Annotated in this window: 10 protein-coding genes; 3 read left to right on the top strand and 7 right to left on the bottom strand. The window is 41.9% G+C overall.

The window, feature by feature from the left end:
• Window positions 1–1,662 (top strand): M1 family metallopeptidase, encoded by a 1,662-nt coding sequence (locus tag ABIE26_RS24670; RefSeq protein WP_310146460.1) that lies wholly within the window; start codon window positions 1–3, stop codon window positions 1,660–1,662.
• Here ABIE26_RS24670 and ABIE26_RS24665 read toward each other — a convergent pair.
• The 5 genes from ABIE26_RS24665 to ABIE26_RS24645 form a co-directional block, all read right to left on the bottom strand.
• A complete protein-coding gene (locus ABIE26_RS24665; RefSeq protein WP_310146457.1) occupies window positions 1,659–2,363 on the bottom strand; it encodes a DUF2490 domain-containing protein in 705 nt (234 codons plus the stop codon). The genes ABIE26_RS24670 and ABIE26_RS24665 overlap by 4 nt on opposite strands.
• 101 nt (window positions 2,364–2,464) lie before the next feature.
• Complete coding sequence (gene odhB / locus ABIE26_RS24660; RefSeq protein ID WP_354376259.1) at window positions 2,465–3,697, bottom strand: 2-oxoglutarate dehydrogenase complex dihydrolipoyllysine-residue succinyltransferase; 1,233 nt, start codon at window positions 3,695–3,697, stop codon at window positions 2,465–2,467.
• A gap of 18 nt (window positions 3,698–3,715) precedes the next feature.
• Window positions 3,716–6,511 (bottom strand): 2-oxoglutarate dehydrogenase E1 component, encoded by a 2,796-nt coding sequence (locus ABIE26_RS24655; protein WP_310146453.1) that lies wholly within the window; start codon window positions 6,509–6,511, stop codon window positions 3,716–3,718.
• A gap of 65 nt (window positions 6,512–6,576) precedes the next feature.
• Entirely contained in the window at window positions 6,577–7,455 is an 879-nt protein-coding gene (locus ABIE26_RS24650; RefSeq protein ID WP_310146451.1) for a MerR family transcriptional regulator, read from the bottom strand.
• 99 nt (window positions 7,456–7,554) lie between these two features.
• Entirely contained in the window at window positions 7,555–8,841 is a 1,287-nt protein-coding gene (locus tag ABIE26_RS24645; RefSeq protein WP_310146449.1) for a DASH family cryptochrome, read from the bottom strand.
• 163 nt (window positions 8,842–9,004) lie between these two features.
• Here ABIE26_RS24645 and ABIE26_RS24640 point away from each other — a divergent pair, with 163 nt between their 5' ends.
• Both ABIE26_RS24640 and ABIE26_RS24635 read left to right on the top strand, forming a co-directional pair.
• Entirely contained in the window at window positions 9,005–9,913 is a 909-nt protein-coding gene (locus ABIE26_RS24640; protein WP_310146447.1) for a TIGR01777 family oxidoreductase, read from the top strand.
• Between the two features lie 20 nt (window positions 9,914–9,933).
• Window positions 9,934–11,238, top strand: a complete 1,305-nt coding sequence (locus tag ABIE26_RS24635; protein WP_310146445.1) for a cryptochrome/photolyase family protein — start codon at window positions 9,934–9,936, stop codon at window positions 11,236–11,238.
• A gap of 10 nt (window positions 11,239–11,248) precedes the next feature.
• Here ABIE26_RS24635 and ABIE26_RS24630 read toward each other — a convergent pair whose 3' ends face one another.
• Window positions 11,249–12,148: an FKBP-type peptidyl-prolyl cis-trans isomerase gene (locus ABIE26_RS24630; RefSeq protein WP_310146443.1), complete on the bottom strand. Its 900-nt coding sequence runs from the start codon at window positions 12,146–12,148 to the stop codon at window positions 11,249–11,251.
• Window positions 12,145–12,651 (bottom strand): FKBP-type peptidyl-prolyl cis-trans isomerase, encoded by a 507-nt coding sequence (locus ABIE26_RS24625; RefSeq protein WP_310146441.1) that lies wholly within the window; start codon window positions 12,649–12,651, stop codon window positions 12,145–12,147. The genes ABIE26_RS24630 and ABIE26_RS24625 overlap by 4 nt, the downstream gene beginning before the upstream one ends.
• Window positions 12,652–12,685: the final 34 nt, after the last annotated feature.

Raw genomic sequence — 12,685 nt, 5'->3', positions numbered from 1 at the left:
ATGAAGACCTTCCTGTATACAACCGTTGTCATTCTGCTTTTCATCACTGGCAGGGCTTCAGCACAGCTGATGGACGGACCGCACCGATACACCCGGGCCGATACATTGAGGGGAAAGCTAACTCCCTTGCGAAGCTGTTACGACCTGAATTACTATCACCTCGATGTAAAAGTTGATATAGACAATAAATCGATCAGCGGCAGCAATGAGTTTCAATTTACGGCCACCCAAAACTTTAGCCGGTTGCAATTCGATCTCTTCAGCAACCTGAAAGTAGAGAAAGTGGTCTACAAAAATCGGGAACTGAAATTTAAAAGGGAATTTAATGCAGTCTTTGTAACTTTTCCGGCAACCATAAACAAGGGTACAAAAGCAAACTTTACCGTATTTTATTCCGGGAAGCCCGTCATTGCAAAAAGACCGCCATGGGACGGGGGGTTCATTTTCAGCAAGGACAAATCCGGAAATCCATGGGTTTCTGTGGCCTGTCAGGGTTTCGGTGCAAGCTCCTGGTGGCCCAACAAAGACCATCAAAGCGACGAGGTAGACAGTATGCTCATCAGCATCAGTGTTCCAAAAGGTTTGCAAGAGGTATCCAACGGGCGGTTAAGGAGTGTTGTTCAGCAGCCCGGCAACTATACACAATACAACTGGTTCGTAGCCAATCCCATCAACAATTACAACGTAACCTTATACATTGGAAAATATGCACACTGGACAGATGAATACAAAGGCGAAAAAGGGAACCTGTCGCTCGACTTCTGGTCGCTCCAGGAAGACAGTAGCAAAGCCCGGCCACATTGGGACGCAGATGTAAAACCCATGCTCCAGTCTTTTGAGCATTGGTTCGGTCCATATCCATTCTATGAAGACGGCTACAAAATTGTACAGGCGCCCCATCTGGGCATGGAGCACCAGAGTGCGATTGCCTATGGGAATGGTTTCAGGAAAGGCTATCAGGGCAACGACCTCTCAGACTCCGGCTGGGGACTAAAATTTGATTTCATTACCATCCACGAAAGCGGCCACGAATGGTTTGGCAATAACATCACCACAAAAGATATTGCCGACATGTGGGTGCATGAAAGTTTCACCAACTATTCTGAAGCACTGTTTACAGAAAGCAGGTATGGTAAGGAAGCTTCTACGGCCTACGTAAAAGGCATCCGGGCAAACATCAAAAACGACAGCCCCATCATCGGTCATTACGATGTGAACAGCGAAGGTTCAGGAGATATGTATTACAAAGGGGCCAACATGGTGCACCTGATCCGGCAACTGATCAATAATGACGACAAGTTCAGGAATATTCTTCGCGGCCTTAACAAAACTTTTTACCATAAAACTGTTACTACAAAACAGGTAGAAGACTATATAGCTGCACAAAGCGGTTTGAAACTGAACAAAATATTTGATCAGTACCTGCGGCTCAAAGACATCCCGGTACTTGAATACCAGATTAGCGGAGGATTGCTTAAATATCGTTGGCAGACCAACGTAAAAGACTTTGATATGCCAGTCAAAGTTTCGTTAAAACCGGAGGCTTTCAGTTACATTCAGCCATCTGCGACATGGAAAACAACTGCAGTGGATCCACGGGTAACAAACAAATCTTTTCAGGCAGATCCTAATTTTTATATAGACTTAAAGCTGGTAAATTAAAACCTCGTATAAATGGCCAGCTGCACTATGTTGTTCATGGTATTATTGGTGGTTCCCTTCATAGCCTGGTTCATGTAGCCAGCCTCCAGATCAAAACTTTTGGAGAAGCGGTAACCTACTGCACCGTATGCCCTGTTCTGATCAAAAATGTGGTTATTTAATTTTGATCTGTTTTGAACATTAAAGAACAGTTCGTTTTGCAAAGCAATAAATGGCCCTTTTGTAAAAATTTCCTGTTTATGGCCAACAGGCAGCACAAATCTGAAGAAATACCTCAAACGCTGAGCAAAAACATTACCTTGATTGGTCTCCATAAAACGCTGTTCCAACCTGAACCTGTGCTGTATATTTAAGGTTTTAATTTTATGGGTCAGGATGTACTGTTCCCATATCCGGTGTTCGGTTAAGATATTGTCCCTGAGTCCGTCTAAACTTAAATAAGTATTAGCAAGTAAGTAACCTAGCGTCGCATTACTGTTTTTATCGATGTAATAAGTAACACCGGGTCTGAACAAAAAATTTCTTACGCCGTCCCAGTTGTCTTCCGACCGGAGCTGAACATCCAGGTGCGCTCCCCATTTGTCGTTAAATTTAGTACTGTTCAGAATAAACAACCAGCCAGAATGCTGTTGCCTTGTTTGTGAAAAAGAATTTAGTGCAAAAAAAGAAATAAGGAAGAAGGTACTGATTAAAAGTTTCATAAAATGTGCATCGGGTAAAGCCTCTAAAATAAAAAACAATTGCAACAAAAAGGGCACTGAAAATATTCAGTGCCCTTTTCTATTCAATATTTTACAAAATACTACACGCCTAAAAGTAATCTGGCAGGATCTTCCAGTAATTGTTTGACCCTAACCAGGAAGCCCACAGATTCCCTGCCGTCAATGATCCGGTGATCATAAGACAAAGCCACATACATCATCGGACGGATCACCACTTCACCTTTTTCTGCAACCGGACGCTCAATAATGTTGTGCATACCTAAAATAGCAGATTGAGAGGCATTGATAATCGGGGTCGACATCATAGAACCAAAAACACCACCATTCGTAATGGTAAATGTACCACCTGTCATTTCTTCAATGGTCAGTTTGCTATCGCGCGCTTTTGTAGCCAGTTCAATTACTGTTTTTTCAATTTGCGCAAGGCTCATGCTTTCCGCATTCCTGATAATTGGAACAACAAGTCCTTTAGGGGCTGAAACCGCAATAGAGATATCGGCAAACTCGTTATATACCAGTTCTTCACCTTCAATGCGTGCATTTACAGCTGGAAAATCTTTCAACGCTTCACACACCGCTTTGGTAAAAAAGCTCATGAATCCAAGACCAACACCGTATTTTTCTTTAAACTGATCTTTATATTTTCCACGCAAATCCATAATCGGCTTCATGTTTACCTCGTTAAAGGTAGTCAGCATAGCCGTTTCATTTTTTACGCTTACCAAACGCTTAGCTACTGTTTTACGCAGTGGCGACATTTTCTCGCGACGCTCGTTTCTTGAACCTGCAACAGGGGCAACTGCTGCTGCCTTTGGCGCTTCAGCTTTCGCAGCAGGCTGCGCAGCTTTCTGTGCATTCAGGGCATCTTCTTTCGTGATCCTTCCATCTACTCCCGTTCCCTTAACTGAACCAGGATCAACTCCTTTTTCTGCCAGTATTTTACCTGCAGAAGGCGATGGTGTACCTGTAGCATAGCTTTCACCGGAAGGTTTTTCAGCAACTGGTGCAGCAGCTTTATCCGCAGCAGGTTTTTCAGTGGCAGGAGCGGCTTCTTCCTTAGATTTTGCAGGTGCGGCACCTCCATCTTCAATTTTACAAACTACAGCACCTATGGCAAGGGTATCACCTTCGCTAGCTACCGTTCTTAAAGTTCCGGCTTGTTCCGCAGTTAATTCGAAAGTTGCTTTATCAGACTCTAACTCAGCAATCACTTCATCCATTTCAACTGCATCACCATCATTTTTCACCCAGCGGGATAAAACAACTTCTGTTATCGACTCGCCAACCGGCGGAACTTTTATTTCTATACTCATAACTGATGTATTATTTTTCTAATCTACATTAAATACTTTACTTACTGATTTTTTAGCGATCTTCTTCTCTACTTCAGTAACCGGCATTTCAAAAGCCTTTGCCAGGATATAAGCCTGCTGATCTGCATGTTGCCTGGCATACCCGGTGGCAGTACTGCTGCTTTCCTTTCTGGAAATCAGTTCAATATTGCTAAAAATAGTCTTTCTCAACCTGCGCAATAAATATGGCCATGCCCCCATATTCTCCGGTTCTTCCTGTACCCAAACCGCCTCAGTAGCGTTTTTATATTTTTTATAAACTGCTTCCATTTGCGCAACAGGTGTAGGGTACAGCTGTTCTACGCGAACAATGGCAACATCTTTAATTTTATCTTTTTGCTGTTTTTCCAGCAGCTCATAGTAAATCTTACCACTGCAGAACAATACCCTGGTTACATCTGCTGTTTTTACATTCGAATCAACGATTACTTCCTGGAATTTACCTTCAGTAAATTCAGCCAATGGTGAAACACATAATGGGTGACGCAGCAAGCTCTTAGGTGAGAATACCACCAAAGGCTTCCGGAAGTCGCGTTTAAACTGCCTGCGCAAAGCATGGAAGAAGTTTGCCGGTGTAGTACAGTTGGTTACCTGCATGTTATAATCCGCGCACAATTCCATAAAGCGTTCAATCCTGGCCGAGGAATGCTCAGGTCCCTGCCCCTCATAACCATGAGGCAACAACATCACCAGACCATTCTCGCGCTGCCATTTTGTTTCAGCACTGGCAATATACTGGTCTACTACAATCTGTGCGCCATTAAAGAAATCACCAAACTGGGCTTCCCAAATGGTTAAGGCATTAGGGTTGGCCATGGCATAACCATACTCAAAGCCCAGAACACCATACTCAGACAAGTGTGAGTTGTAAATATCAAATGGAGCCTGCTGATCAGAAATATGTGCCAATGGGATATATTCTTCCTCTGAGTCCTCCAGGGTGATCACTGCATGGCGGTGTGAAAACGTACCACGTTCCACATCCTGTCCGCTTAACCTTACCCTTTTACCTTCGGCCAGCAAAGTACCATAAGCCAGCTGCTCGCCCATAGCCCAATCAAATACATGCGTGGTATTGGCCATTTTACTGCGTTCTTCGAAAAGTTTTTCAATTTTCTTGAAGAATTTCTTGTTTGCAGGTAAAGTACTGATCCGCTTTGCAATCTCCAGCAATGTACTTTCCTTAACAGCGGTTACCGGAGAGCTTTCGAAGTCCTTAGGTGTAGCAATACGCATGTCAGACCAGGCACCGCCAAATTTAACATCCTGATAAGTAGAGGTAATTGCTTTTGCTTCATTCAAACGCTCCTGCAAAAGACCACGGAACTCTTTTTCCATCTCTTTTGCTGCACTTGCTTCTATCGACCCTTCTTTAACCAGCTGCTCAATATAAATATCTCTCGAATTGGCATGCTTCTCTATCGCTTTATAAAGCAGGGGTTGCGTGAATTTAGGTTCATCCGACTCATTATGTCCAAACCTGCGGTAGCATAGAATGTCGATGAACACATCATTTCTGTATTTCTGACGATATTCCATTGCAAGGTTAATGGCATAAACCAAAGCTTCTACATCGTCACCGTTTACATGAAATACCGGCGACAGGGTTACTTTTGCTATATCGGTACAGTAGGTACTCGTACGCGCGTCTTTAAAATTGGTTGTAAAACCAATCTGGTTGTTGATGATCAGGTGAATCGTACCACCGGTTTTGTAACCATCCAGTCCGGCCATCTGAATCACTTCATAAACAATACCCTGTCCTGCAACAGAAGCATCTCCATGGATCAGTATCGGTGCAATGCGGGCATTGTCGCCGCCATATTTAAAATCTATTTTAGACCTGGTCATTCCTTCAACCACACCGTCAACTGTCTCCAGATGGGATGGATTAGGACATAAGCTCAGGTGTACATTTTTGCCATCGTTTGTGGTTACGTCTGTAGAATATCCCAAGTGGTATTTAACATCGCCACCAAACGGAGAATCTGCACTGTAGCTTTTACCTTCAAACTCTGCAAAAATATCTTTGTAAGCTTTTTGCATAATATTAGCCAGCACATTCAGGCGCCCCCTGTGTGCCATACCAATCACAAATTCCTCGATGCCCAGTTCTGCCCCTTTTTCAATTACAGAATCAAGTGCCGGAATCAGCGCTTCTGCACCTTCCAGCGAGAACCTTTTTTGTCCAAGGAATTTGGTTCCTAAAAAGTTCTCAAAGCTAACGGCTTCGTTTAATTTTTTAAGGATCCTTTTCTTTTCATCAATAGAGAAACTTGCCGTATTACGAACACCTTCCATCTTTTGCTCTAACCAGGAGAGCACTTCCGGTGTACGCAGGTATTTATATTCAACCCCTATTGAACGGCAATAGGTTTGCTTTAAAAAAGCAATGATATCACTTAGTTTCGCTGCCCCGATGCCCAATTCAATACTTGCATTGAAAACAGTATCCAGATCTGATTGTGCCAGGCCAAAATTTTCAAGGTCCAGTGTAGGTAAATGCTGGCGCCGCTCCCTTACAGGATTGGTATGGGTAAACAAATGACCTCTTTGGCGATAGCCGTTGATCATGTTTAACACATTAATTTCTTTCAAAAAGTGTTCAGGGGCTTCAGCACTTACAGAAGCTCCTGAAGAATCTCTGCCAAAGTCGAAGCCTTCAAAGAATTTCTGCCAGCCAAATTCTACTGAATTCGGATCTCGCCTGTAAGATTGGTATAGGGACTCTATGTATTCGGCGTTTGCGCCATTGAGATAAGATAAATTATCCATTATATATAAATATGCTATAAGTGATGCAAAATTAGGATTTTACCTTATAAAACAGGCAAACTTCTTTATAATTCTTCAAGAAAATCGACCATGTCACAAACATTTTTTAAAGGTATAAGTTTATCCTTTACAAGAATGTCGAATTCAGAGATCAGGCTCCCTGCAACAAGCAGCGGAACATCTACATGGTCCATTACCCTGCCTATAATTTTGTTAATGTCTTTACCCAGATTTAAAGAGGTCAAAACAATAAATGTATAATCTGGTTTGTAAGATTTAATTAATTTCTGAATGTCAAGATAAGGAATCTCAGAACCCAGGTAAAGCGTCTCATGCCCACACCTTTTTAACAGGTAACGTGCAAAAAGCAATCCGGTTTCATGCATTTCAGTTTCCGGCAGGAAAAGGATAAAACGTAACGCATCCTTTTTTTCTGGCTTTTCTATTTTATCGATCTCTACAATGATACGATCTCTGATGAGATTGGAAGCAAAATGCTCCTGGGAAGGATCTATTGTGCCACTTTGCCACAGCATCCCAACTCTTTTCATAAAAGGGAACAAAACCACATCCATTGTCCTGATCAGGCCCATCTCGTCAATACAGCCCGTCAGTATATTTGAAAAATCATTTTCATCGTATCTCAATGCAGCATTCGAGAGGTTCAGCAACTGTACTGTTTCATTTCCCCACTCGGTATTCAGTTGCTTAACCAAATCTGCAATCTGTTCTTTGCTAAGTTTCGCAATCCGGCTGATTTTATAACCGTTTTCATTTAATGCCACAATATTAAGCAGCATTTTCAGGTCTTCTTCGTCGTAATAGCGGATGTTAGTTGCCGTACGCTTGGGTGGCACCAGGTTATACCTCACCTCCCAAGCCCTGATGGTATGGGCCTTTATACCTATAAGACGCTCTATGTCACTGATGGAATACTTCTTCACATTAATCAAACAACAAATGTTAAACAACTTTGTTTAAAATGCAACTTTTGTTTAACATTTGTCAATGCATTGCAGAATACGAAAGACTATTGTTGCTGATCAGGCAAAAGAAGGGCTGTCGAAAATAACCGTATCAAGAATTTTCAGCTGTTTATCCAGATCAAATGTATTTTTAGATTTGGCATCAATACCAATACCCGCAACATTTGCCCAGTTGCCCCAATTACTGGCTGGAGCATAATCAATTAATTTCTCCTCAAAATAAGCTGCACCGCTGGTCCAGTGTATTTTCAAAACATAGATCAGATAGGTTGCTACCAGTAAACGGCCAATATGAGGAATAAACCCTGTAGCATTCAACTCATACATATATTTGTCTACTATCGGATGTCCTGTATTGCCTGTTTTCCATTTTTCAAGAGTTGGACTAGCAATAGCAGTCAATATATCTGTTTCGGGTTCATCTTCTTTAAAAAAGGATATGCCATGCTTTTTGAACATAAACCGGAAATAATCCCGCCATAGCAAGCCCAATAGGATCTGGTTAAAATTGGCATTTGCTCCATATTTATTTTCAGCCTCCTTCACTTTCCAGTAAACTTTTCTGGGCGAAAGGCACCCAAGGGCCAGCCAGGCAGATAACCTTGAAGAGAAGCCCTGCTTTTCGGGACTGTTCCTGGCGTTTGGTTTAAGATAAACTTCAGAGCCTTCGGCCAATAAATTTTTCAAATGCATCAGTCCAGCTTCTTCCCCACCGGCAGACGGGCGGTCAGTAACTCCAATTTCTACTACCTCCAATCCAAGATCCGTCAAAGAGGGCAGCTCACCCCAGTCCACGTTTTCAACAAAGTCAATTTTATCCGGACTCAAAAAACAGGCTTTAACAATTGCATCCCGCTCCGTCTTCTTTTTAAACTGTGCAAATACGTTGGGAATATCTTTAATCGGGAAAGGCAGATCTTCCTTATTATACAAAGTATGACCTATGAAATGTTTTAAATTGAGCTTGAATGTCCATAAAAGATCTTCCACATGTCCGGAAATTTCAGTTTCTTCTGGCCCAACCTCTCTGTGATGATATACTTCCGTGATTTCAAATTGCTCAACAATTTCTTTGATCTTATCTTCAGGTTTCCCCTGAATCAACAAAATATCACCTCCTAGTTTCTGAAAGGCCAGTCGCAACGCAGCCACACTTTCCAGCAAAAACTGAGTTCTGTATACACCTGTTTTGGTCGTTTCAAATCTTGTAGGCTCGAAATAACGTGGATCAAAGAAATAAACGGGTAAAATACTGTCAGATTTAGCAATGGCTTCAATTAGCATTTCATTGTCATGCAAGCGAAGGTCGTTTCTAAACCAAACCAATATTTTTTTATTCTTCATTAACTGAACCAAACTTTATGATAATTTTCAAAATTATGCCATTTTTTATCTTAAAGCGAATGAAGACACAATCTTTACATAAGCAGAACAAAATATTTACTATAAAAAGATAATTTACCAAACATAAAACACAACAAATAGTTATATAACTAAAAACCTGTAGATGGGCAAGCACATTTTAATAACGGGAGCAACAGGAATGATCGGCAAAAAGCTGATCAGCATTTTACTAAAATCCGGCCATGAGGTTTCCGTGTTATCCAGAAAACAGAAAAAAATCCCAGGTGTAAAGGTGTTTTTATGGGACGTCTATCACCATAAAATAGACCAGGAATGCATGTCTGGCATAGACACCATCATCCATCTTGCCGGCGAAAACATTGCCGCACAAAAATGGAGTCCAAAACGTAAACAGCAAATTATAGACAGCAGGGTATTGTCTACGGAGTTGCTTTACCAAACGATAAAAGAGACTAAAGCCACTGTAAGCAGTTTCATATCGGCATCTGCTGTGGGCTACTATGGCGACAGCGGCGATGAAATCCTGAATGAAGAAAGCCCCCCTGGCTATGGCTTTATGGCAGAATGTTGCCAGATCTGGGAGCAGGCAGTTGATAAAGGAAAGCAGTTGGGCATTCGAGTTGTAAAGCTTAGGATCGGTGTTATACTAGCGGCCAAAGAAGGTGCACTGGCATCTTTTGAAAAACCCATACTTTTTTTTGCAGGTGCAGCACTCGGGTCAGGCAAACAATGGGTCCCATGGGTTCATGTAGATGATGTGGTATCCATGTTTGTTCATGCCCTAACGCAGCGTACGCTTTCAGGTGCGTACAACGCCTGTGCTCCATTTCCCGTAACCAATGCAACTTTAACTAAAGCAATTGCAAAAAAACTGCATCGCCCCGTATGGCCATTTAATGTACCGGAAAAAGCGCTGAAACTTATTCTTGGAGAAATGAGCGATGTCATTTTCCTGAGTACGAATACATCTGCTGAAAAAATACTGGAAACAGATTTTAAGTTTAAATATACCCAACTTAATGATGCATTAACCGATATTTACGGCATCTGAAATTCAGGCTATAAATTTACATGAAAACAGAAATCAGCATCTGCTGGCTGCGCAGAGACTTAAGAATTGACGACAATGCAGCGCTTTATCATGCGCTTAAAAGTAATTATCCCGTATTGCTGCTCTTCATTTTTGATGCAAATATCCTGAAGAAACTCAACGACAGGCAAGATGCACGTGTGAGCTTCATCCACCAAACACTTGAAGAACTTAATGAAAAGCTGAAAGACTACAATTCAGCAATTGAAATCAAGCATGGAACACCAGAAGAGGTATGGGCGGATGTATTAAACACCTACCAGGTTAAAGCAATATATGCCAATCACGATTATGAACCGTATGCCCGGGAGCGCGACGATAACCTGGCCGAATACCTGCGTTCAGAAAACATCGGGTTTAAAACATTTAAAGATCAGGTAATTTTCGAAAAAAATGAAATTACGAAAGCTGATGGTAAACCTTATACGGTATTCACTCCTTACTTTCGACAATGGCAGCAGCAGCTAAACTCTTTTTATCTCAAACCCTATCCGGTAAAAAAGTACCTCGGTAATTTACTGAAGAGGCAATACTTGCCCATCCCAAGGCTGGCAGCTCTTGGCTTTGAGCCATCCGTGCTGAAATTCCCGGGCAAGAATTTTATTGGCAAGCTGGCGGCATATGAACAAAAAAGAGATTTTCCGGCCGAAGATGCAACAACACGTATCGGTCTGCACCTTCGGTTTGGCACCATCAGTATCCGGCGGGCAGTAACAGAGGCACTTAACCAAAAAGCTGAAAAGTGGTTATCAGAGCTGGCCTGGCGGGAGTTCTATATGATGATCCTATGGCATTTTCCCAATATTGTTCATCAATCTTTCAAACCTGCATACGATAAGATCAGGTGGATCAATAACGAATCTGATTTCGAAAAATGGTGCAGTGGCAACACCGGCTATGCGCTGGTAGATGCAGGTATGCGGCAGCTCAATCAAACCGGCTACATGCACAACCGTGTCCGGATGGTGACGGCCAGCTTTTTAACCAAGCACCTGCTTATCGATTGGCGCTGGGGTGAAGCTTACTTTGCAGAAAAACTGCTTGACTACGAGCAGGCCAGTAACGTGGGCGGTTGGCAATGGGCCTGTGGAAGTGGCAATGATGCAGCCCCCTATTTTCGTGTATTTAACCCCGAACTGCAAGCCACGAAGTTCGATCCCGAAAATAAATACATCAATTACTGGGTACCCGAAATAAAACAACAAAAGCATGTACAACCTATTGTTGAACATGCTTTTGCAAGAGAAAGGGCCCTGAGGGTATTTAAAGAAGCCCTGCAGGAATAAACTTTTTTATCTAGTTTGTAATACTTACGACCTCTATGTCAAAGTCCAGGCAGGAATTTCCTGGAATGGTAACCGTTCCCATTCCATCAGTTTGTGAAGACTGCCCATAACCTAAATCAGAAGGTATGAGGAGCCTGATCTTACCACCAGTACCAATTTTTCCTGGCATCACTTTATACCATCCGGGAATCAGTTCATTCAGCGTAAACGTCACTCCATCTGTACTGGAATCAAATGTAGTCCCGCTTAAAAATCTTCCTGTATATTTCACATTTACTTTTGAAGTCTCTTTCAGATCAGTTTTTCCTGTACCTTCGGCTGAAATGATGTAGCGCACACGACTAGGATCTGTTGTAACCTGCAGGTTATTTGCCGTTATGAATTTATTGATCAGGAAATTATCTACTTCTACCTGGTTATTGAACAAAGGCAACGTCAGGTCAATCACAATAATCTCATTAGATTCAACCCCTAAAGCAGTAAGTCCGTTTTTTCCAAAGGCCATCCTTGAAGGCAGAATTACCCTTGCGGAGCCGCCTTTCTTTAATTTACCTAGAGTAATCCTGACTGCCGGTACGGTCAAAAAGCTAAAACGGTCAGTATACCCTAAAAAAGTCCTTGGAATGGTATAATCCCCATTTTTTGTAATGCTGGTACCATCAGCATGTTTAAAATCATAGGTATAATATACAGAATCGGTATTGGCTACCGCTCCACCTGTACCTGGATTAATGATCTGATAATAAAACCCTGAAGGATCTCTGTTTTCCGGGATATTATTTTTAGCAAGGTATTCTTTTATCGAACGCTCGTCTAATGTTTCAATAGATTCGTACTCTTTTTTACAGGAATTGAAAAGAACTAAAGCGCCTAATAAAGCAAAAGTATATAATGATAGTTTTTTAATCATTTTTTTCGTGATTTGGGGTCTTGATTTACAGAAAGTATTTCTAGTGTGATATCTAATATTGAATTTGGGGGGATAATCTTCCCTACAGTAATGCTCCTGTTCTGATAAGCCAGCGGGGAAGGGATCAGTAGCCGCACTTTACCTTCCACTTTTGCCAGTTCCACACCTCTTTGCCATCCCTTTATATAACCAGGGAGGTTGAACTTGAATGTAGTATCTAAGCTCTTGTCAAAATCTACGGTGTCTTTCAGAACCCTGGCTGTATAAAGGGCCCATATGGTATCAGTGGGTTGAATCACCTGATTTTTGCCCGTTTTGATCAGGTTATAATGCAAACCTGAAGCATCTTTTGTAGCTACAATTTTATTGTCAGCAATATACTTGGCAATGATCGCATCATCTATCGCCATCTGCCCTGCTTCATCATAAGGTGCCGGCTTTTCGCAGGCAGCAAATATGCATGCAATAAAAACACCCCCCAACAAAGCACTGGTTTTTAACATAATTCACAAAAATAGTCTTTTATTGCTCATGGAA

Source organism: Pedobacter africanus (genome assembly GCF_040548825.1).
Classification (GTDB): domain Bacteria; phylum Bacteroidota; class Bacteroidia; order Sphingobacteriales; family Sphingobacteriaceae; genus Pedobacter; species Pedobacter africanus_A.
Note: the sequence above shows the minus strand (reverse complement) of the source record. Positions and strands in the feature narration are given on the sequence as shown.

What these genes read in the sequence shown, in the direction of transcription:
- ABIE26_RS24625 (WP_310146441.1), bottom strand. Translation starts at nt 12,651, where the DNA reads ATGTTAAAAACCAGTGCTTTGTTGGGGGGTGTTTTTATTGCATGCATA.
- ABIE26_RS24645 (WP_310146449.1), bottom strand. Translation starts at nt 8,841, where the DNA reads ATGAAGAATAAAAAAATATTGGTTTGGTTTAGAAACGACCTTCGCTTG.
- odhB (WP_354376259.1), bottom strand. Translation starts at nt 3,697, where the DNA reads ATGAGTATAGAAATAAAAGTTCCGCCGGTTGGCGAGTCGATAACAGAA.
- ABIE26_RS24640 (WP_310146447.1), top strand. Translation starts at nt 9,005, where the DNA reads ATGGGCAAGCACATTTTAATAACGGGAGCAACAGGAATGATCGGCAAA.
- ABIE26_RS24630 (WP_310146443.1), bottom strand. Translation starts at nt 12,148, where the DNA reads ATGATTAAAAAACTATCATTATATACTTTTGCTTTATTAGGCGCTTTA.
- ABIE26_RS24635 (WP_310146445.1), top strand. Translation starts at nt 9,934, where the DNA reads ATGAAAACAGAAATCAGCATCTGCTGGCTGCGCAGAGACTTAAGAATT.
- ABIE26_RS24665 (WP_310146457.1), bottom strand. Translation starts at nt 2,363, where the DNA reads ATGAAACTTTTAATCAGTACCTTCTTCCTTATTTCTTTTTTTGCACTA.
- ABIE26_RS24655 (WP_310146453.1), bottom strand. Translation starts at nt 6,511, where the DNA reads ATGGATAATTTATCTTATCTCAATGGCGCAAACGCCGAATACATAGAG.
- ABIE26_RS24670 (WP_310146460.1), top strand. Translation starts at nt 1, where the DNA reads ATGAAGACCTTCCTGTATACAACCGTTGTCATTCTGCTTTTCATCACT.